This is a genomic window from Vibrio sp. 10N.286.48.B8 (genome assembly GCF_003050085.1).
Taxonomy (GTDB): domain Bacteria; phylum Pseudomonadota; class Gammaproteobacteria; order Enterobacterales; family Vibrionaceae; genus Vibrio; species Vibrio crassostreae.
Genome location: NZ_PIGD01000002.1, coordinates 357480 through 379629 on the forward strand (window position 1 = coordinate 357480; position 22150 = coordinate 379629).

Below are 22150 nucleotides of genomic sequence, written 5' to 3' on the forward strand. Positions count from 1 at the left end.
TGACGTAGAGTATCCGCGCGGATCTCGCTATAATCCCCCAGAGTTTAAACATTGAGATTGTGAAAAGCGAATGAAAACAATTGAGGTTGATGAGGACCTATACCGTTTTATTGCGGGTCAGACAGAACGTATTGGCGAAAGCGCTTCAGATATTCTGCGCCGCTTGTTACAGGTTGATAGCCAAGGCATGGCTCCGATCGAAGAGATCGTTGAGCCAAAAGGTATCGTTGTTAGCAAAGAGGTAGGCTTTACTCCAGAGAAGTTCGATGGCGTTAAAGAAATGCGCTCACTACTAATATCAGATGAGTTTGCATCACTAAAGAAAGCCATTGATCGTTTCATGCTTGTGTTATCAACACTGCATAAAATCGACCCTTTAAGCTTTTCAGAAGCAACTCAAGTAAAAGGCCGTAAGCGCGTTTACTTTGCAGATAACGAAGCGACGTTGCTAGCAAACGGCAACACGACTAAGCCTAAAGCTATTCCACAAAGTCCTTTTTGGGTTATTACTAATAACAATACAAGCCGAAAAAGACAGATGGTTGAGCAGCTTATGAGCCGCATGAGTTTCCAAGCAGAATTGATAGAAAAAGTAACAGGTTCAATTTAACGAAATCTGATTTAAACCTCATAATATCCATGGATAAGAAGATATTATGAGGTTTTTTTGTTTTTAAATTTTATATATAAGGATGTCGAAAAATGGCTATGCACCCTCGTGCTGGGCAGAAAGCTCAGCAGGAAGATCTTCATAATATCCCGGCTTTAGTTGCTAACTATTTCTTACAGCAACCGGATGCTACGAACCCAGATCATAAAGTACTTTTCGGTACTTCAGGTCACCGCGGTACAGCAGACAAATCAACATTTAACGAAAATCACATTCTAGCAATTGCACAAGCGGTTGCTGAAGTTCGTGCCGAGCAAGGTACAACTGGCCCTCTTTTCTTAGGTAAAGATACTCACGCTCTATCTGAGCCTGCGTTCTCTACGGTTATCGAAGTGCTTGTAGCGAACGGTGTTGAAGTTATTATTCAAGAAAACAACGGCTTTACTCCAACACCGGGTATCTCGCACGCGATTCTTACGCACAACCTAGTGAATGACAAAAAAGCCGACGGCATTGTTATCACGCCTTCACATAACCCACCTCAAGACGGCGGTATTAAATACAACCCGACACACGGTGGCCCAGCTGAAGCTGAATTGACTCAAGCGATTGAAGACCGTGCGAACGTGATCATTGCTGAGCAAATGCAAGGTGTTAAGCGTACGCCTATCGCACAGGCTAAACAGTCTGAGCTAGTAAAAGAAGTCGACCTAGTGGCGCCATACGTCGCTGATTTGGTTAACGTCGTTGATATGGAAGCGATCCAGAAAGCAAACATCAAGATTGGTGTTGATCCACTGGGTGGCAGCGGTATTGATTACTGGCGTCAAATTGGTAAAGCGTACAATCTAGATCTTACTCTGGTAAGTGAAGCGGTTGACCCTTCATTCCAATTTATGTCTCTAGATAAAGATGGCGTGGTTCGTATGGACTGTTCTTCCCCATACGCGATGGCAGGCTTACTGGCTCTTAAAGACGAGTACGCTCTAGCGTTTGGTAACGACCCAGATTACGATCGCCACGGCATCGTGACACCTAAAGGCTTGATGAATCCAAACCACTTCTTAGCGGTTTGTATTGATTACCTATACCGTAACCGTGAAGGTTGGGGTAAAGACGTTGCTGTTGGTAAGACACTAGTATCAAGCGCATTGATTGACCGTGTTGTTGCTGACTTAGGTCGCGAACTTTGTGAAGTGCCAGTTGGTTTCAAATGGTTCGTTGATGGTCTTTACAAAGGCCAGTTTGGTTTTGGTGGTGAAGAGAGTGCAGGTGCTTCTTTCCTACGTAAAGACGGTACGCCTTGGTCAACAGATAAAGATGGCCTGATTCTTTGCCTACTTGCGGCTGAGATCACAGCGGTAACGGGTAAGAACCCACAAGAATACTACGAAGAGCTTGCTGCTAAACACGGTGAATCTAAGTATAACCGTATTCAAGCGGTAGCAAATGGCGCACAAAAAGACGTGCTTAAAAAGCTATCTCCAGAGATGGTTTCTGCTGAAACACTTGCTGGCGATGCGATTACTGCTCGCTTAACGCATGCTCCAGGTAATGGCGCTGCGATTGGTGGCCTGAAAGTGACCACTGAGAACGGTTGGTTTGCTGCTCGTCCATCAGGCACTGAAGACATCTACAAGATTTACTGTGAAAGCTTTAAGGGTGAAGAGCACCTGAAAGCAATCGAAGCAGAAGCTCAAGAGATTGTGAACCAAGTATTTGCAGCGGCTGGTCTGTAATCGAAATTTGATTACTGGATATAAAAGCTAAATAGATAGAAGGGTTGATGTGAAAACATCAGCCCTTTTTATTTGTGCTGGTTGCGTGTAATAAGCGGGAAAAGGTAAGTGAGTTAGCTTAGACGACTAACCGTGTGGCCAACTTTGTGGCATCACAAACCAGAATTGCCCGGACTTGGTTTGCCCATGGACGAAGCGATCACCAAACTCGGTGATAGGCTTACTGCTGAAATCATCCGTCCCTGCCGCCCATTGTTCTTTGGTGAGAGGGTAGAGCGCTTCAGTGATTAGATGAGCTTGGTTTTGATAGCACCAAAAGCCGTTTACTTGGCTCGGGTTAATGTCGTAGCCCAAACATTCAGTAGGTACGTTTTGCTCTAAGAATGGGTTGGTGTATAGACGACCTTGCATGAGGAGATGTTTTGAGTCGACATCGATCTCTGGATACTGCTCAATAAAAGCGGATGAAGATGACATACCAAGCTGGTGGCTGAGCATCCTTTCGAGCTTCTTATCCAATTGATCGTGAGAGTTGGGGCCAAACCAAGTTTGTTCGTGGAGCAGATAAAACTTAATCGCCACTTCCCAGTGTTCTAACTTTTGGTCGTTCGCTTTTTCGAGAATAAAGTCGATTGCGCCGAGTGTTCTACCCTCAACATTAATCTGGATCTCATCGTGCTTGATTGAATAATTATCCGAAGCAGTGATGACTTGTTCACATAAGTGTTGGTAGAGAAAGCCTAATCTAGGATTACCATCATAAGTATGTGCGTCGTCGAGCTCTTGGTGGTTTGAGAATGCTGTGAGATCAGAAATCGGTGGCTTGATTTCTAGTAATGGTGGTGAGTCGATGACCCATTGGTAAAAACGTTGCAGTGCTGTCATCTCTTCCTCATAAACTCATCGTGGGGCTTTCGACATTCTACCCGTAAATTGATATAACGACGTTATTATAAAGGTAAGCTGGAAATAAAAATGAATAACTTACAATTAGAAAAGCTACTTAACGAAAAACTGCAGCCACAACAGATTAAAGATTACTGCCCGAATGGTCTTCAAGTCGAGGGTGCATCTGAAGTGAAGCGCATCGTTACTGGTGTAACAGCCTCTCAAGCTCTGATTGATAAAGCGGTAGAATTGAATGCCGATGCTTTGTTGGTTCATCACGGTTTCTTTTGGAAAGGTGAGTCAGAAGCGATTCGTGGCATGAAGGGCAAGCGCATTCGTACTCTGATTAAGAATGACATTAATCTTCTAGGTTATCACTTACCTCTCGATATCCACCCTGAACTTGGTAACAACGCCAAGCTCGCTGAGCTGCTTGATATTGAGGTAGAAGGTGGCTTGGAAGGGCACCCACAATCGGTTGCAATGTTTGGTAAATTAAAAAAACCAATGACAGGTGCTGAGTTTTCAGAAAAAATTGATCATGTTCTAAATCGTAAACCACTGCATATTGCTCCTGAAAACGCCGATAAAATGATTGAAACGGTAGGTTGGTGTACTGGTGGTGGTCAAGATTACATTGAGCTGGCGGCTTCTCAAGGTATTGATGCATTTATCTCTGGTGAAATTTCAGAGCGCACAACTTACTCGGCTCGTGAGCAAGACATCCATTACTTTGCCGCAGGTCACCATGCAACAGAACGCTACGGTGTTAAAGCATTGGGCGAGTGGTTAGCAAAAGAGCATGGATTGGATGTTGAGTTTATCGATATCGATAATCCGGTTTAAGAACAGATGCGAGATGAGGGATACGAGTCGATTGTATCCCGTAGAAAAGAAAAGGGGTTGATGTTCTTACATCAACCCCTTTTAACATTATGCTTTATAGCGACTATTCACGTTCGTAAAGTGCTTTAAAGTCACGTTGTTCTTCACCAGTATATAGCTGACGAGGGCGACCGATACGGTTCGTCGGATCGCTGTGCATCTCGTTCCAGTGTGCAATCCAACCGATAGTACGAGACATCGCGAAGATTACTGTGAACATAGACACTGGAATGCCGATTGCTTTCAGAATGATACCTGAATAGAAATCTACGTTCGGGTATAGCTTCTTAGAAACAAAGTACTCATCAGATAGAGCGATACGCTCAAGTTCCATTGCTACGTCTAGTAGTGGATCTTGGATGTTTAGCTCTTTAAGTACTTCGTGACACGCTTCGCGCATTACTGTTGCACGTGGATCGTAGTTCTTGTAAACACGGTGACCGAAGCCCATCAAACGGAATGGGTCATCTTTGTCTTTTGCTTTCGCAACGTATTCTTCAATGTTATCTACGCTACCGATCTCTTCAAGCATACGCAGACAAGCTTCGTTTGCACCGCCGTGAGCAGGGCCCCAAAGTGATGCGATACCTGCAGCGATACATGCAAACGGGTTAGCCCCAGATGAACCAGCAAGACGTACTGTAGACGTAGAAGCATTCTGTTCGTGATCAGCGTGTAGAGTAAAGATTTTATCCATTGCACGAGCGACGATAGGGTTCACTTCATACTCTTCACATGGGTTTGCAAACATCATGTGTAAGAAGTTTTCTGCGTAGCCAAGGTCGTTACGTGGGTAGATAAACGGCTGACCGATTGAATATTTGTAACACATTGCTGCCAGTGTCGGCATTTTTGAAATCAGGCGGTATGCCGCAATTTCACGGTGTGTATCGTTGTTTACATCAAGTGAGTCGTGGTAGAACGCCGCTAGAGCACCTACAACACCACACATTACAGCCATAGGGTGAGCGTCACGGCGGAAGCCGTGGAAGAAACTAGCAATTTGCTCATGCACCATAGTGTGACGTGTCACGGTAGTCTTGAACTTTTCGTACTCAGCTCGAGATGGGGCTTCACCGTAAAGAAGTATGTAACATACTTCTAAGTAATCAGCGTTATTGGCAAGTTGGTCAATTGGGTAACCACGATGTAAAAGAATACCTTTTCCACCGTCAATAAAAGTGATTTGAGACTCACAGGATGCAGTGGCAAGAAAACCAGGGTCAAAAGTGAAAAAACCATTAGAACCTAGTGTACGAACATCGATCACTGGAGTACCAAGTACACCTTCTGTAATCGGCAGCTCGATTGGCGCTTGACCTTCAATGTGAAGGGTAGCTTTCTTATCCGCCATAACAATCTCCTTTGTTTATTATTTAATCCGTCCAGGATGTTTATGTGCCATTTTTTTACTGGTCTTACGTGGGAAAGTCAATTTTTCTGCAGCTTTGTGTGCACTTGTTAGTGTTTTTTACATTAAATTCGTTAAAAATCTGGTCTGTGTAGCATTATTTGTTACATCAATTGTATTAGAATGTTGCCAGCCGTATAGTGGCGCTGAAAAGTTTGGTTAAAACCTTATAAATGCAAGGCTAAGAAGAAATGTGAGGTGTCTTTCTTAATCGAGCAGTTAACAATTATTTTACAATTATCTAAGGCTCAACTTCAGTTATTTGTTAAGTTAATGTTAAATTTTGAAGGTTAGCAATCAAATTTTGTCCATAACAATATCATAAGGTTATTTAATGACCATAATGCTCAATGGAGCTGAGTGAGCAAGCCCGTGAAAGAAAGAAAGACAAGACCTGTTAATTTAGATTTACAGACCATCCACTTTCCAATCACAGCAATAGCTTCCATCCTACACCGTGTGTCTGGGGTGATAACTTTTGTCGCGATTGGAATTTTGCTTTGGTTACTATCCATTTCCCTCTCATCCCCAGTAGGCTTTATGGAAGCTAGCGACATTGTCGATGGTTTCTTCGTGAAGTTTATTCTGTGGGGCATTTTAACCGCTTTGGCTTACCACATTGCTGGTGGTATTCGTCACCTTCTTATGGACCTAGGTCACTTTGAAGAGCTGGAATCTGGCGCTAAGAGCGCTAAGGTTGCATTCGCAGCAACAGCGGTATTGTCTCTACTAGCGGGGATCTTAGTATGGTAAACAACGTTTCTACTTTTGGTCGTAATGGTGTTCATGATTATCTACTGATTCGTGCAACTGCCATCATTATGACTCTTTACACTATCTACCTAGTAAGCTTCTGTGCTTTCTCTGGTGATATCTCTTACGCATCTTGGACGCAATTCTTTGGTGGAACATTCACTAAAGTCTTCACCATGTTAGCGCTTACTTCTGTTTTGGTTCACGCGTGGATCGGCCTATGGCAAGTACTAACTGACTACATCAAATGCGCAAAACTGCGTGTTGGTCTTCAAGTTGGTGTTGTTGCAGTTCTTCTTGGATATTTCTTCTCTGGTCTGTTTATTTTGTGGGGTGCGTAAGTGACTATTCCTGTTCGTGAGTTTGATGCCGTAGTTATCGGCGCTGGTGGTGCAGGTATGCGTGCCGCACTGCAAATTTCTGAGCAAGGCCTATCTTGTGCATTGCTTTCTAAAGTTTTCCCTACTCGTTCTCATACGGTTTCTGCGCAAGGCGGCATCACTGTTGCTCTTGGTAACGCGCACGAAGACCATTGGGAACAACACATGTATGACACAGTAAAAGGTTCTGATTACATCGGTGACCAAGACGCTATCGAGTACATGTGTAAAAACGGTCCTGAGTCGGTAATCGAACTTGAAAAAATGGGCCTACCTTTCTCACGTTTTGAGAACGGTACTATTTACCAACGTCCTTTCGGTGGTCAATCTAAAAACTTTGGTGGTGAGCAAGCGGCTCGTACCGCAGCTGCAGCCGACCGTACTGGTCACGCACTGCTTCATACGCTTTACCAACAAAACATTAAACACAAAACGACGGTTTTCTCTGAGTGGTATGCACTGGATCTTGTGAAGAACGAAGATGGTGCAATCTTAGGTACAACCGCGCTTTGTATGGAAACTGGCGAAGTTTGCTACTTCAAAGCGAAGGCAACAATCCTTGCTACTGGTGGTGCTGGTCGTATCTACGCTTCGACAACTAACGCACACATCAACACTGGTGACGGTGTTGGTATGGCGATTCGTGCTGGCGTTCCAATGCAAGACATCGAAATGTGGCAGTTCCACCCAACGGGTATTGCTGGCGCTGGTGTATTGGTAACGGAAGGTTGTCGTGGTGAAGGTGGTTACCTTCTCAATAAAGACGGCGAACGTTTCATGGAACGTTACGCACCAAACGCTAAAGACTTAGCGGGTCGTGATGTTGTTGCTCGTTCAATGATGGTTGAAATCCGTGAAGGTCGCGGCTGCGATGGCCCTTGGGGTCCACACATCAAGCTGAAACTTGATCACCTAGGTAAAGAGACGCTTGAATCTCGTCTTCCTGGTGTATGTGAACTTTCTCGTACCTTTGCTCACGTTGATCCAGTGAAAGAGCCAATCCCAGTAATCCCAACATGTCACTACATGATGGGTGGTGTTCCAACACAAGTTTCTGGTCAAGCTATTAAGCAAACTGAAGACGGAAGCGATGTTGAAATACAAGGCCTATTTGCTTGTGGTGAAATTGCATCAGTTTCTGTACACGGTGCTAACCGTCTAGGTGGTAACTCACTGCTTGATTTAGTGGTATTTGGTCGTGCGACAGGTCTACACCTAGGTGAGACACTGAAGAAGCAAGACGAAGCTAAGCCTGCAACTGAAGCTGACATTGAACGTTCACTAGAGCGTTACAACCGTTGGGAAAACAGCACAGACGGTGAAGATCCAGCGCAAATTCGTAAAGATCTTCAGCAATGTATGCAGAACAACTTCTCGGTATTCCGTGAAGGTAAAGCAATGGCTGAAGGCCTAGAAGAGCTTAAAGCGATTCGCGAACGTCTGAAGAATGCACACCTATCTGACAAGTCGACAGAGTTCAACACTCAACGTATCGAGTGTCTAGAGCTTGAAAACTTGATGGAAACGGCATTCGCAACGGCTGTTGCTGCAAACTTCCGTACAGAGAGCCGTGGCGCACACGCTCGATTCGATTTCCCTGACCGTGATGATGAGCAATGGCTATGCCACTCACTTTACAACCCAGAGTCAGAGAGCATGACTAAGCGTGGTGTAAACATGGAACCTATCCATCGTGAAGCGTTCCCACCAAAAGCACGTACGTACTAAGGAGATATGACCATGAAACTGAATTTCTCTTTATATCGTTACAATCCAGATGTCGACCAGAAGCCTTATATGAAGGAATACACTCTAGAAGTGGATGAAGGTTCAGACATGATGCTTTTGGATGCGCTTATTCTGTTGAAAGAGCAAGATCCAACAATCTCATTCCGTCGCTCATGCCGTGAAGGCGTATGTGGCTCTGATGGTTTGAACATGAACGGTAAAAATGGCCTAGCGTGTATCACGCCATTGTCTGCGCTTTCTGGCCAAGACAAGATTGTGATTCGCCCACTGCCTGGCTTACCCGTTGTTCGTGACCTAATTGTAGACATGACTCAGTTCTACGATAACTACGAAAAAGTGAAGCCATTCTTAGTGTCTGATGGCAATGTGCCACCGGCTCGCGAAAACTTACAAAGCCCTGATGAGCGTGCTCATTTAGATGGATTGTACGAATGTATCATGTGTGCATGTTGTACAACGTCATGCCCATCGTTCTGGTGGAACCCTGACAAATTCATCGGACCAGCAGGCCTGCTTGCAGCGTACCGTTGGCTAATTGATAGCCGAGATACAGCGACAGACGAACGTTTGTCCGATCTTGATGATGCATTTAGCGTTTTTCGTTGCCATGGCATCATGAATTGTGTAAGTGTTTGTCCTAAGGGATTAAATCCGACGAAAGCGATTGGTCACATCAAGACCATGCTAGTGAATCGTTCGGTTTAAGTTATATAAAAATTGCCGCCCTAGAAGTTTTGGGGCGGCCTTTTAATAGCTCGGCATAGACCGCAGCAAACGTGAAAACTACTGGTTAAGGGAAAATATGCACAACGGCGTGATGAAGGCATGGCTCGAGTCTTCACACTTGGCTGGCGCCAATGCAACGTACGTAGAAGAACTCTATGAACTGTATCTAAGTGACCCAGATTCGGTAAGTGACGAATGGAGAAGTGTTTTTGAAGAACTGCCTGTGCAAGCTTCAGAGACAGTGGAACAACCACACTCTCGTGTTCGTGAATACTTCCGTCGACTCGCTCAAGAAACAAAGCATTACAGTGTCCAAGTTAGTGATCCAGATGTCGATGCGAAACAAGTAAAGGTTCTGCAACTTATTAATGCCTATCGATTCCGAGGGCATCAAGCAGCAAATCTAGACCCCCTAGGTTTATGGAAAAGAGCGACAGTTGATGAACTGGACCCTTCTTTCCACACTCTTACCGAAGATGACCTCAATGAGACGTTTAACGTCGGCTCTTACGCCATTGGCCAAGAGACGATGGTGCTTAAAGATCTCTACAAATCTCTAAAGCAAACTTATTGTGGCTCTATTGGTGCAGAATACATGCACATGACAAATACAGAGCAAAAGCGTTGGATCCAACAACGTTTAGAGTCTGTATCTGGTCAACCCTCTTTCAACAAAGAAGAAAAACAAGCTTTCCTAGAAGAGCTAACTGCTGCTGAAGGTCTTGAGCGCTATCTTGGTGCGAAATTCCCAGGCGCAAAACGCTTCTCGTTGGAAGGTGGTGATGCGCTTATCCCAATGACGAAAGAAATTATTCGTCATGCTGGCGGACAAGGCATGCGCGAAGTTGTTGTTGGTATGGCTCACCGTGGTCGTCTAAACATGTTGGTCAACGTGCTTGGTAAAAAGCCACAAGACCTGTTTGACGAGTTTGCGGGCAAGCACGATGACACGTGGGGTACTGGTGACGTGAAATACCACCAAGGTTTCTCTGCGGACTTCGCAACGCCAGGCGGCAACGTTCACTTAGCACTTGCATTTAACCCATCTCACTTAGAAATCGTAAACCCGGTAGTTATCGGTTCAGTACGCGCGCGTCAAGATCGCCTTGGTGATAATGACGGTAGCCGTGTACTTCCAATTACTATCCACGGTGACTCAGCTATCGCTGGTCAGGGTGTAGTACAAGAGACGTTTAACATGTCTCAAGCGCGTGGTTTCTGTGTGGGTGGTACGGTTCGTATCGTTGTAAATAACCAAGTTGGTTTTACAACGTCTAACCCACGCGATACTCGTTCTACGATGTACTGTACTGATATCGCGAAGATGGTTCAGGCTCCGATTTTCCACGTTAACTCTGATGACCCAGAAGCGGTCGCTTTCGTCGCTCGTTTGGCATTGGATTACCGTAATACGTTTAAGCGTGATGTTGTTATTGATTTGGTTTGTTACCGTCGCCACGGTCACAACGAAGCCGATGAGCCGAATGCAACACAGCCTTTGATGTACCAAAAAATTAAGAAGCATCCAACACCACGTAAGCTTTATGCTGATGTGCTAATGGAGCGCGGTGAGTTTGGTATTGATACGGCAACTCAACTCGTTAACGAATATCGTGATGCACTTGATCACGGTGAAGTTGTGGTTAAAGAGTGGCGCCCTATGGCACTTCACTCAGTAGACTGGTCTCCTTACTTAGGTCACGACTGGAACATCGAATGGGATAACAAGATTGATATCGAGCGCCTAAAAGAGCTTGGTACTAAACTTTGCCAATACCCAGACAGCCACAAGCTGCAAAGCCGAGTCAATAAACTGTACAACGATCGTACTGCCATGGTGAATGGTGAGAAACAAGTCGATTGGGGTATGGCTGAAACTCTGGCTTACGCAACACTTGTTGACGACGGTAAGCGTATTCGTATCTCTGGCCAAGATTCAGGTCGTGGTACGTTCTTCCACCGTCACTCAGTACTGCACAATCAATCAGATGCAAGCACGTATGTTCCTCTTGCGAACATTCATGATAAACAAGGGCCATTCCAAGTGTTTGACTCTGTGTTATCTGAAGAAGCGGTACTCGCATTTGAGTATGGTTATGCAACAGCAGAACCAAGCGGTCTAACCCTTTGGGAAGCACAATTTGGTGACTTCGCAAACGGTGCACAAGTTGTTATCGACCAATTCATTTCATCAGGTGAGCAAAAGTGGGCACGTTTATGTGGTCTAACTATGCTGCTTCCTCACGGTTATGAAGGTCAAGGCCCAGAGCACTCTTCTGCACGTCTTGAGCGTTACCTTCAGTTATGTGCTGAACAAAACATGCAGGTTGTTGTTCCTTCAACACCGGCGCAGGTTTACCACATGATTCGCCGTCAGGTTGTTCGACCAATGCGTCGTCCACTGATTGTAATGTCACCTAAGTCATTGCTTCGTCACCCTCTGTGTACTTCTTCTCTTGAAGATTTGGCAGAAGGCACGTTCCAACCAGCTATCGCAGAAATTGATGATCTGGTGCCTGAGAACGTAAAACGCGTCGTGTTCTGTTCAGGTAAGGTTTACTTTGACCTGCTTGACCAACGACGTAAGAACGAGCAAGACGATGTCGCTATTGTGCGTATCGAGCAACTTTACCCGTTCCCTTACGAGGACGTGAGAGCTGCCATCGCACAGTACACAAATGTAGTCGATTACGTTTGGTGTCAAGAAGAGCCACAAAACCAAGGTGCTTGGTACAGTAGCCAACATAATTTCCGAGCTGCTATCCCAGTGGGTGCTGATATTCAATACGCAGGTCGCCCTGCATCAGCATCACCAGCTGTTGGCTATATGTCGGTACACTTGAAACAACAAAAAGCGTTAGTTGACGACGCTTTGACCCTACTTAAGAACTAGAAGTAAAAGGAAAATACGCACATGACAATTGAAATTCTGGTTCCAGATTTACCTGAATCTGTGGCTGATGCAACAGTTGCTACTTGGCACAAAAAACCGGGCGAAGCGGTTGCACGTGATGAAGTCATTGTAGATATCGAAACAGATAAAGTAGTTCTAGAAGTACCAGCTCCTGAAGCGGGTGTTCTGGAAGCTATCATCGAAGAAGAAGGTGCTACGGTACTTTCTAAACAGCTTCTGGCTAAAATCAAGCCGGGTGCTGTCGCTGGTGAACCAACGAAAGATACAACGGAAGATACAGAAGCTTCTCCTGATAAGCGCCACAAAGCGGCTCTTACAGAAGAGAGCAACGACGCACTAAGCCCAGCTGTTCGTCGCTTGCTTGCAGAGCACAACCTACAACCAGCTGACGTTAAAGGCACTGGTGTTGGTGGTCGTATTACTCGTGAAGACATCGACGCACATCTAGCAGCAGCGAAAGCGGCTCCGGCAGCAGCATCTGCACCAGCAGTTGAAGCGCCAGCAGCAGCTCGTAGCCAAAAACGCGTACCTATGACTCGCCTACGTAAGACAGTTGCAAACCGTCTTCTAGAAGCGAAGAACAGTACAGCAATGCTGACTACTTTCAACGAAGTGAACATGAAGCCAATCATGGACCTTCGTAAGCAGTACAAAGACCAATTCGAGAAGCGTCACGACACGCGTCTGGGCTTCATGTCTTTCTATGTGAAAGCAGTAACAGAAGCGCTAAAACGTTTCCCAGAAGTGAACGCTTCTATCGACGGTACAGATATCGTTTACCACAACTACTTCGACATCAGCATGGCAGTATCAACGCCACGTGGTCTAGTAACTCCAGTACTGAAAGACTGTGACACACTAGGTTTCGCTGACATCGAAAAAGGCATCAAAGAGCTAGCAATCAAAGGCCGTGACGGCAAGCTAACTGTTGATGAGCTGATGGGCGGTAACTTCACTATCACAAACGGTGGTGTATTTGGTTCTCTAATGTCTACGCCAATCATCAACCCGCCTCAAGCGGCAATTTTGGGTATGCACAAAATCCAAGACCGTCCAATGGCTGTTGATGGCAAGGTAGAGATTCTACCAATGATGTACCTAGCGCTTTCTTACGACCACCGTCTAATCGATGGCCGTGAATCAGTTGGTTTCCTAGTGACCATCAAAGAGCTTCTAGAAGATCCTGCACGTCTGCTGCTAGACGTTTAGTATCGCTAAAACGTCTAGTTAACCCCGTTAGCTAGACGTAAAAAGTTTCAAAGGCTAGGCTGCTCAACGTCTGGCCTTCAATTGAACTGTAAAGCCATTAGAAAATGGACAGCAGTTGATTTGAGAAGACCCTACAGACGTAACACAGGAAACTGTGTCGTTATGGAAATAATAATCCCTTAAGGGAAAATAAACGGAATATCAAAATGAATTTGCATGAATACCAAGCCAAACAGCTGTTTGCAGAATTCGGTTTGCCTGTACCAGAAGGTTTCGCATGTGATACTGCACAAGAAGCTTTCGAAGCTGCAGGTCGTATCAGTACAGCCAAGAAAGTCGTTAAGTGTCAAGTACACGCTGGTGGTCGCGGTAAAGCGGGCGGCGTAGAGCTGCATGACACAAAAGAAGGCGTTAAAGAGTTTGCACAAAAGTGGCTAGGCAAAAACCTAGTAACGTACCAAACAGACGCTAATGGTCAGCCTGTAACAAAGATCCTAGTTGAAGAAGCATCGAACATTGCTAACGAGCTTTACCTAGGTGCTGTTGTTGACCGTGCAACGCGCAAAATTGTATTCATGGCGTCAACTGAAGGCGGTGTGGACATTGAGAAAATCGCTGAAGAAACTCCAGAGTTGATTCACCAATCAGCGATCGATCCTCTAGTGGGCCCTCAAGCTTACCAAGGCCGTGAACTTGCGTTCAAACTTGGTCTAGTTGGCGATCAAATCAAACAGTTCGTTAAGATCTTCATGGGTCTTGGCCAAATGTTCTCTCAGTACGACCTAGCTCTACTAGAAATCAACCCGCTTGTAATTACTGGCGAAGGCAACCTGCTTTGTCTTGACGGCAAGATCAACATTGACTCAAACGCAATGTACCGTCAGCCAAAACTTCGTGAAATGCACGATCCATCTCAAGAAGATGAGCGCGAAGCACACGCAGCACAGTGGGAACTGAACTACGTAGCACTAGATGGCAACGTTGGCTGTATGGTTAACGGTGCAGGCCTTGCAATGGGTACGATGGATATCGTAAACCTACACGGCGGCAAGCCAGCAAACTTCCTTGATGTAGGCGGCGGCGCGACGAAAGAGCGTGTAGCTGAAGCATTCAAGATCATCCTTTCTGATGACAATGTTAAAGCAGTACTAGTTAACATCTTCGGTGGCATCGTTCGTTGTGACATGATCGCTGAAGGTATTATCGGTGCGGTTAAAGAAGTCGGCGTAACAGTTCCTGTAGTTGTTCGTCTAGAAGGTACAAACGCAGACCTAGGTCGCGAAGTACTTGCTAATTCTGATGTTGATATCATTGCAGCTGAATCTCTAACAGATGCTGCTCAGAAAGTTGTTGCTGCTGCGGAGGCTAAATAATGTCTGTATTAATTAACAAAGACACTAAAGTAATCTGTCAGGGTTTCACTGGCGGTCAAGGTACATTCCACTCAGACCAAGCTATCGCATACGGCACGCAAATGGTTGGTGGTGTTTCACCTGGTAAAGGTGGTCAAACTCACCTAGGCCTTCCAGTATTCAACACAGTACGCGAAGCAGTAGAAGTAACTGGCGCAACAGCAACAGTTATCTATGTACCAGCTCCTTTCTGTAAAGATGCAATCCTAGAAGCAATTGATGCAGGTATCGAACTGATCGTAACGATCACTGAAGGTATCCCTACAACAGATATGATCGACGTTAAAGTGAAGCTAGAAGAAACTGGCGTTCGCATGATCGGTCCTAACTGCCCAGGTCTTATCACTCCAGACGAGTGTAAGATTGGTATCATGCCTGGTCACATCCACAAGAAGGGTAAAGTAGGTATCGTATCTCGTTCAGGTACTCTTACGTACGAAGCAGTTAAGCAAACAACAGATGAAGGCTTTGGTCAGTCTACATGTGTTGGTATCGGTGGTGACCCTATCCCAGGTTCAAACTTCATTGATATCCTAAAACTTTTCCAAGAAGACCCAGAGACTGAAGCAATCGTAATGATTGGTGAGATCGGTGGTACTGCGGAAGAAGAAGCGGCTGAGTTCATCAAAGCAAACGTAACTAAGCCAGTTGTATCTTACATCGCTGGTGTTACTGCTCCTCCGGGTAAACGTATGGGCCACGCTGGCGCAATCATCTCTGGAGGTAAAGGTACTGCTGAAGATAAATTCGCAGCACTAGAAGCAGCAGGCGTTAAGACTGTTAAGTCTCTTGCTGACATCGGTAAAGGCCTACGTGAAATCACGGGTTGGTAATCAGCTGGCTTTTATCGATTGAGATAGAAGTTAACTGAACGATATTAAAAAGGCTTGGTCACTGACCAAGCCTTTTTTGTCTGTTTTCAATCTTACGAGATACGAAAATCGTACGCTTAAGCGCGACTTCTAATCATTTGAGATAACATAAACATTGCTGCAGCACTAATAACAACAGACGGGCCTGCAGGCGTATCATAGAACCAAGACAAGCTTAGTCCTCCGAACACTGCGATAGAGCCAATAATCGATGCGATGAAGGCCATTTGCTCGGGTGTATTCGCGAATTTCCTTGCTGTAGCCGCAGGGATGATCAGCAGCGATGTCATGATTAACGCACCAACAAACTTCATACCGACAGCAATCACGATACCAACAAGCAACATCAAAATCAGACGCATTAAATCAATGTTGATGCCATCAACCGCCGCTAGGTCTTCGTTAACCGTTGTGGATAGTAGTGGGCGCCAAAAGATAGCAAGTACCAATCCAATCACGGCTGCACCCGCATAGATAAACACTAAATCAGTCGGCGATACCGCAAGCAAGTCGCCAAATAAGTAACTCATTAGGTCAACTCGAACGTTGTCTAAGAAGCTTACCGCTACAAGGCCTAAAGAGAGCGCACTGTGCGCCAAAATACCGAGTAGGGTATCGGTCGCGACCAGTTTTTGTTTTTGCAATGTTACGAGCAACACAGCCAGCATCAAACAACAGATCAGCAGCGCGAAGTACAAGTTAATGTTGAACAGGAAGCCAAGTGCTAATCCCATCAAAGAAGCGTGAGCAAGCGTGTCACCAAAGTAAGCCATCTTGCGCCAAACCACGAATGAACCTAGTGGGCCTGCAATCAGTGCAATACCCAAACCCGCTAAAATAGAGGGAAGAAGAAACTCAAGCATTAGTGGTGTCCGTGTTTATGGTTTGAACATTCATGTGCACCGCCCGTTACTGGTTGGCCTGCAAGATCATGATGGTGATGTTCGTGTTGGTGGTGATAAAACGCTAGCGTCTCTTGGGTCGCGGTGCCAAAGAGCGCAATATACGAAGGATGGTGTTTGATGTCTGCAGGTGCACCTGAACAGCAAATGTGGTGGTGCAAACAGATAACATCGTCTGTTTTTGCCATCACTAAATGCAGGTCGTGCGAAACCATAAATACGGCACAACCAAAGCGGTGACGAATGGTGTCAATCAAGTCATACAGGTCAATTTGCCCTTGAACGTCGACTCCTTGAGCCGGTTCATCAAGAACCAGTAGGTCTGGTCTTCTTAGTAATGAACGAGCAATGAGCACACGTTGGTTTTCACCGCCTGATAACTGGTGCATGTTGCTCTTTTGCAGATGTTCAGCACCAACGAGCTTCAATGCTTCAAGGATTTCTTGCTGACTGAACTTGCCAGTGAGCTTTAGAAAACGCTCTACGTTGAGCGGTAGTGAGTCATTGAGCTTTAATTTTTGTGGTACATAGCCAATTTTCAGTTTTTTGGCTTTTGTTATTGTGCCTGAAAATTTGGTCTGTAAACCCAGTACCACTTTTACTAATGTCGACTTTCCTGCACCGTTTGGCCCAATCAGGGTGGTGATTCTGCCGCGCTCTAAATTTAGAGAGATGTTGTCTAGAACTTTTCGACCGTCAAATTCGACGCTCACAGAATCTAGTTGGATTAAGTTATCCATGAATAGAACTCATTTGCAATTCGCTGATGTTATAATGTAACATTTACCTCAAGCCTAAGCTACTTTTCTATTATCGAGGGATTATGTCACGTTCATCTTTTATACTTGCTACTTTGCTTTTAGCGCCAAGTGTCGCAAGTGCCAATACTATTCTAACAAGCTTTAAACCAATTCAAATGATTGTGACGGAATTAACGCAGGGCGTTAGTGAACCGGATGTGTTGATGAACAGCAATGCTTCGCCGCACGATTATGCGCTTAAGCCATCTGATGTCAAAAAAGTTCACAGTGCCGATATGGTTATCTGGTTTGGCCCTGACCTAGAAGCCTTTTTGACTAAGGTGATTGGTTCAAAAGAAAACGTTATCAAGATCAGCGAGATTCCAGGAATTAACTTGCGAGAGTTCGGACACGATGACCACGATGCTCATGAAGGACATAATCATGGTAGCCATGACCCGCATTTTTGGTTAGGTATCGATCAAGTTGAAGTGGCCGCAAAATACATCTCAGCAAAGTTGATTGAATCTGACCCTGATAACGCAATGGCGTATCAAGAGAACCTAGATTCATTCCTGATTGCTTTAAAAGAAAAGCAGCAGTCTATTCATGAACAACTTGCGCCAGTGAAAGACAAAGGTTACTACGTATTTCACGATGCGTATGGCTACTTTGAGCAAGAGTTTGAACTAAATAACTTAGGCCACTTTACGGTGAGCCCAGAGCGTAAACCGGGCGCAAAAAGCCTGATTGCTATCAAGAAAACCTTGGTGCGTGACAATGTTCAATGTGTATTCGCAGAGCCTCAATTTACTCCGGCTGTGATCGAATCGGTGACTCGTGGAAGTAACGCTAAACAAGGCCAGCTTGATCCGATCGGTTCAACGGTTGAAGTGAAGAGTGGAAGTTATTTCGATTTTCTTCAGCAACTTACAGATAGCTACACAAGCTGCTTAAGTGGGAAGTAATTCATAACGAGTATTCTTTACTCTACTTTGCTCTCGTTAATTTATGAATGATGCCGCTTTTTGCGGCATTTTCGTGACCGTTAAGATAAAACCTCCTAACAAATAGCAAACCTCCTTTCTCCTTTTCTAATTTCCGCTAAAATAGAAAGATAATAATAATCACAAAAAAACTCAGTTTTTGGTTCAGCAACGATAAGACGTTGTGGTGCCCAAGATTTCATGCGTTGTTGCTGTTCAGGATTAAGAGTTGTATCGAATTATCTTTAAAATGTTCATGTTTATGAGCATTTCATTTAGCGTTCTAGCGGTAAATACATCACCCTCCGTTTTCTATCCTTTGCCCGTTCAAGCGCAAGGGAATTTTCTTGCGGCTAAAAACTTGTACCTAGGTGCTGGAGGTGGGCTTTGGGTTCATGATGTGCATGGAAAAATACTTTTTTACGATGGCCGAACCTTATTTCCTCGCAAAGGTAGCTTGCTGCAATTTTCTTCAGAAAGAGTCGCGTTTCTTAATGATGAGTTTTGGACATTTTTCGACAACGAGGTGTATCGACATAGCCCAGGAATTGGCAATGAATTGGCGTTTAGCCTAAGTCCCGGCGCTGAAATAACGAATATCGGTGCATCAGGCGATTATATTTGGGTCACTGACGGCAGTAATTTTTATACCTACAACACTCAATCTTTAGAATTCAACACGTACTCTTTACTTAAATTGTACCGATACAATAACAGTAGTGACATTGCGATTAACGATGCGGAGTGGGTGCTGTCAAAGTGGGTACTGGCGACCAGTTCAGGCGTTTACCTTTCAGAGAATCAAGAGTTTACCCATGTCACCGCATCAAACAAGAGCCATATTGAGACGGTTTATTTTTCGAATGCTCGACGTGAGTTAGTGATTGGTACCTTAAATGGTGCTGTGATTGTTGATCTCGCGAACCCAGATAAAGAGACCATCGTTAAAGGGTCGCATGTTCTCTCGTTGGCCGAAACTTCGGACCAGTATTGGATTGGTACAGAGCACGGCCTTATTAGCTACAATTTTATTACGGGACAAATTACTCGATTCAAACAAGCCGCCAATCAAGACTTCTCGTTACCGGGTGAGAAAATATATTCATTGATCAATGACCATGCTGGTGGCATGTGGATTGCGACAAACAACGGTATCCGATATTTCTCACTGTTCAGCAAAACTTTTTCGAGAACGCCCCTAACTGGTATGGGCATGCATTCGAGTAGTGTGGTGATCAACAAAGTACTGCCTGTCAGTGACCAGTTATCTTGGGTCGCGTCTTCAATGGGGCTCTACTTGGTTGATTCTGAAAGTGAAGAGAATCCAATTCGTGTTTACTCTAATTCCGTTAATGATTTTGAGATTTTTGGCTCGTCAATTTGGTTGGCGACCGAAGAAGGCATCATTAGTCTAAATACGGAAACGCTACAACCTGAAGCCCTTGATTTACCAAGGCCGATTAAGGGAGTACACGTTGAAAACTTTGCGCTTCAGGCAGACAACGTACTTTGGATGACTTCTGGGCAAAACCTTTATTCGTTATCTATCGAAACCATGAAACTAACGAGCTATGGCACTGACTGGTTAGTCGACAAGTTTTTGCCTGCGAAGATCACTGATCTCAATATAGGCTTGCTCGGTCGTATCTATATAGGCACTGACCATGGCTTCTACTCGTTCATTGATAAACGAATTAGTTTTAGTCGTTCCAGCGAGCGTTTTGGAAAAGTCGTCGATATTGAAAAAGCGAAGGACGGGGCTCAGTGGTTTGCAAGCAGTTATGGCGTGTATCGAATCCCTGATGACAGCTCTATTATTCAAGAAATCACGCTTGTTGAAGATAATATTAGCCCTAACTGCTTGATAAGCGATGATAATGGTGTGTGGTTAGGCTCTTCGAAAGGCATCAGTTATTACGGGTTGGATGGACAGTTGCATAAACACATCGGTTCACCATTTGGTTTGATCACCAATGAATTGGCGGCGGGAGCATGTGCTCTGTTTTACAGCGAAGAGAGCCAATCTTCGAGGTTGGTTTTCGGCTCAAAGTATGGCGTAGTCAGCGCATTATCCAACGAATTACTGGTATCAACAACACCTCATAGCCGTGCCTTATTGAGTAAGATAAGTGTCGATCAACAAACGGTATCTCTTGGCGGAAGAACGGCTGAACTGGATGAGATCCCTTATGGTTCCTCGATGGGTTTTAAGCTAGGCATCTTACCAGCAACGTTCGCGCCTGCGATGGAGTATCGACTGAGCGATGATGAACCTTGGAGTGAGTTTGAAGGGGGATTGTTAACGCTCGACCATCTTCTTCCTGGAGATTACACACTTGAAGTGAAGCCGGTTAAGGACTCCCATTACCGCTTTGTGTCAACGAACCAAAGTTTTTCGATTGCGGAGCCTTGGTATCTGACGAATTGGGCTGCAGCAAGCTCTCTGATGTTACTGATTGGCGTTGTAACTATCTTGGTGTTTTGGCGTTCGCGTTATGTCACTTTTGCCAACAGGCACTTAAAAGCGCAAGTTGCATTGAAGACGGATCAATTGAGACACCAAAGCCGTATACTACTTACGACCAATCAACAGCTTAAAAAGCAGCTATCGGTTAAGAATGCGCTTGTATCTCACACTGCCAATGAACTCTCTTCTGAAGTGAATCATATTGCTGCGATGATCCCTAATTGGAATGACGAGCACGGGAAGTCGCCAATTCTAACCTTGAAAAATGGCTTAGCTCAATTGAGTAATACCCCTCAAGGGGAAGGGCAAGTTTGTTACGATATAATTTTAATCTTAGAGGCGGTACTCAAAGCTTGGCAAGATGACTTAGCCAAAGCCGGTATTGAACTGGATATTAAAGTCGAAACAAAGCAACGATATGTTTCTTTGCTGTATTTTAATCTCGATATTATCTTCAATAGCTTGGTTGCGAGCATCATCAAGAGAAACTTTAAGTCTCAGAGTATGGTGGTTCTGGTTGAAGAGGTTAAGGAGCATCTTGTTGTTACCATTCGAGATCATGGGATGCCTTTCCCTAAACTGGCATCAAGTATGAGTGACAATACCGGAAAGTCGACCGATCTTAACATCGAAAAGCTGCCTCTATTGATGAATCAAAGCGGTGGCGAGCTTAACGCCTTTGTTTCGGAATCTCAAAATAAGGTTCAGCTTTCGTGGCCAATTGAATATCAAGTACTCGATAATCTTGAAGCCAGCACAATTGAACAGATTGAAACCATTAAACTTACCGCTTCAACGCCAGAGCAGCAAAAACTGACAGCGGAACAAGAGTGGAAGAACAGAGTGTCTCAGCTTGTGAGTGAAAACTACGCTGATGCTGAGTTCAGCACTGCAACTGCTGCCAAGTATTTGTTCATGTCTGAGAGAAGCTTGCAGAGGCGCTTTAAATTGGCTTACAACAAGACCTTCAAAGAGCACTTGAATGAAGTACGTCTAGAGCATGCGTGCGAGCGCTTACTCGCTGGAGAAAAGATATCTGACGTCGCTTTTGATTCGGGTTTCAATGACCCTTCCTATTTCAGTCAAAGGTTTAAGCACCACTTTGGTATGTCACCATCTAAATTTGCGGAAAACAACGAAGAGTAGTGAGCTGCAGATAATAGAACATAGATAAAGATACTTTAGCCTCGACATTCGTGTTGGGGCTTTTTTATGTTCCTACGAGATACGAGATACGAGATACGAGATACGAGATACGAGATACGAGATACGAGATTAATATGGAGTGCAAAAAGGTTGTTGGGATAAAACAAAAGAGAAGAAAAAAAATATCGTGGTATAGCCGGGGGGACTATACCACGGGTGCCAATGACACCTTCGCTTGCTGCCGGAGTGATATAGCAAAGCCATATCACCTCTGGAATAAAATTAAAGAGAAGGAGTTTCTCTTCGATGGAATAACTATACGTTCAGGTACTTATTTTACTTATAAAATTAACGACAGAAG

17 protein-coding genes are annotated in these 22150 nt (G+C 44.8%); 13 read left to right on the forward strand and 4 right to left on the reverse strand.

What is annotated here, in order from left to right:
- Positions 1-70: 70 nt before the first annotated feature.
- Complete coding sequence (gene seqA, locus CWO08_RS04205; protein WP_019820493.1) at positions 71-610, forward strand: replication initiation negative regulator SeqA; 540 nt, start codon at positions 71-73, stop codon at positions 608-610.
- Between the two features lie 92 nt (positions 611-702).
- The gene (gene pgm, locus CWO08_RS04210) at positions 703-2349 is read left to right on the forward strand and encodes a phosphoglucomutase (alpha-D-glucose-1,6-bisphosphate-dependent) (protein ID WP_102478246.1); all 1647 of its coding nucleotides are present in this window, start codon (positions 703-705) and stop codon (positions 2347-2349) included.
- 126 nt (positions 2350-2475) lie between these two features.
- On the opposite strand, the gene CWO08_RS04215 is transcribed toward pgm, so the two are convergent.
- Positions 2476-3234, reverse strand: a complete 759-nt coding sequence (locus CWO08_RS04215; RefSeq protein WP_102433586.1) for a DUF1853 family protein — start codon at positions 3232-3234, stop codon at positions 2476-2478.
- 90 nt (positions 3235-3324) lie between these two features.
- Between CWO08_RS04215 and CWO08_RS04220 the strand changes: the two genes are divergently transcribed.
- Positions 3325-4083, forward strand: a complete 759-nt coding sequence (locus tag CWO08_RS04220; RefSeq protein WP_019820488.1) for a Nif3-like dinuclear metal center hexameric protein — start codon at positions 3325-3327, stop codon at positions 4081-4083.
- Positions 4084-4186: 103 nt separating this feature from the next.
- Here CWO08_RS04220 and CWO08_RS04225 read toward each other — a convergent pair whose 3' ends face one another.
- A complete protein-coding gene (locus tag CWO08_RS04225; RefSeq protein WP_019820487.1) occupies positions 4187-5476 on the reverse strand; it encodes a citrate synthase in 1290 nt (429 codons plus the stop codon).
- Positions 5477-5893: 417 nt separating this feature from the next.
- Here CWO08_RS04225 and sdhC point away from each other — a divergent pair, with 417 nt between their 5' ends.
- The 8 genes from sdhC (at position 5894) to sucD (ending at position 15509) form a co-directional block, all read left to right on the forward strand.
- Positions 5894-6286, forward strand: a complete 393-nt coding sequence (gene sdhC, locus CWO08_RS04230) for a succinate dehydrogenase cytochrome b556 subunit (protein WP_019820486.1) — start codon at positions 5894-5896, stop codon at positions 6284-6286.
- On the forward strand, positions 6280-6627 hold the full coding sequence (sdhD, locus tag CWO08_RS04235) for a succinate dehydrogenase, hydrophobic membrane anchor protein (RefSeq protein ID WP_010436768.1): 348 nt from the start codon (positions 6280-6282) through the stop codon (positions 6625-6627). Before sdhC ends, sdhD begins: the two co-directional genes overlap by 7 nt.
- A complete protein-coding gene (gene sdhA / locus CWO08_RS04240; RefSeq protein ID WP_048606450.1) occupies positions 6628-8394 on the forward strand; it encodes a succinate dehydrogenase flavoprotein subunit in 1767 nt (588 codons plus the stop codon). It abuts the gene before it with no gap.
- 12 nt (positions 8395-8406) lie between these two features.
- Positions 8407-9120, forward strand: a complete 714-nt coding sequence (locus CWO08_RS04245) for a succinate dehydrogenase iron-sulfur subunit (protein WP_010436773.1) — start codon at positions 8407-8409, stop codon at positions 9118-9120.
- 97 nt (positions 9121-9217) lie between these two features.
- Positions 9218-12034, forward strand: a complete 2817-nt coding sequence (sucA, locus tag CWO08_RS04250; RefSeq protein WP_102433587.1) for a 2-oxoglutarate dehydrogenase E1 component — start codon at positions 9218-9220, stop codon at positions 12032-12034.
- Between the two features lie 21 nt (positions 12035-12055).
- Positions 12056-13264 carry a 2-oxoglutarate dehydrogenase complex dihydrolipoyllysine-residue succinyltransferase gene (odhB, locus tag CWO08_RS04255; RefSeq protein ID WP_009847318.1) on the forward strand — a complete coding sequence of 403 codons (1209 nt, stop codon included), beginning with the start codon at positions 12056-12058 and terminating at the stop codon, positions 13262-13264.
- Positions 13265-13470: 206 nt separating this feature from the next.
- Positions 13471-14637, forward strand: coding sequence for an ADP-forming succinate--CoA ligase subunit beta (gene sucC, locus CWO08_RS04260; protein ID WP_010436793.1), 1167 nt, complete (start codon positions 13471-13473; stop codon positions 14635-14637).
- Complete coding sequence (gene sucD, locus CWO08_RS04265; protein ID WP_004734209.1) at positions 14637-15509, forward strand: succinate--CoA ligase subunit alpha; 873 nt, start codon at positions 14637-14639, stop codon at positions 15507-15509. Before sucC ends, sucD begins: the two co-directional genes overlap by 1 nt.
- Before the next feature lie 116 nt (positions 15510-15625).
- Here sucD and znuB read toward each other — a convergent pair whose 3' ends face one another.
- Together znuB and znuC are read right to left on the reverse strand one after the other, a co-directional pair.
- A complete protein-coding gene (gene znuB / locus CWO08_RS04270; protein ID WP_048660851.1) occupies positions 15626-16411 on the reverse strand; it encodes a zinc ABC transporter permease subunit ZnuB in 786 nt (261 codons plus the stop codon).
- Positions 16411-17190, reverse strand: a complete 780-nt coding sequence (gene znuC, locus CWO08_RS04275; RefSeq protein WP_048617861.1) for a zinc ABC transporter ATP-binding protein ZnuC — start codon at positions 17188-17190, stop codon at positions 16411-16413. Before znuC ends, znuB begins: the two co-directional genes overlap by 1 nt.
- A gap of 83 nt (positions 17191-17273) precedes the next feature.
- Here znuC and znuA point away from each other — a divergent pair, with 83 nt between their 5' ends.
- Both znuA and CWO08_RS04285 read left to right on the forward strand, forming a co-directional pair.
- Positions 17274-18158: a zinc ABC transporter substrate-binding protein ZnuA gene (znuA, locus tag CWO08_RS04280; RefSeq protein ID WP_102433588.1), complete on the forward strand. Its 885-nt coding sequence runs from the start codon at positions 17274-17276 to the stop codon at positions 18156-18158.
- Positions 18159-18405: 247 nt separating this feature from the next.
- A complete protein-coding gene (locus CWO08_RS04285; protein ID WP_057622315.1) occupies positions 18406-21789 on the forward strand; it encodes a helix-turn-helix domain-containing protein in 3384 nt (1127 codons plus the stop codon).
- The last annotated feature ends 361 nt before the right edge of the window (positions 21790-22150 follow it).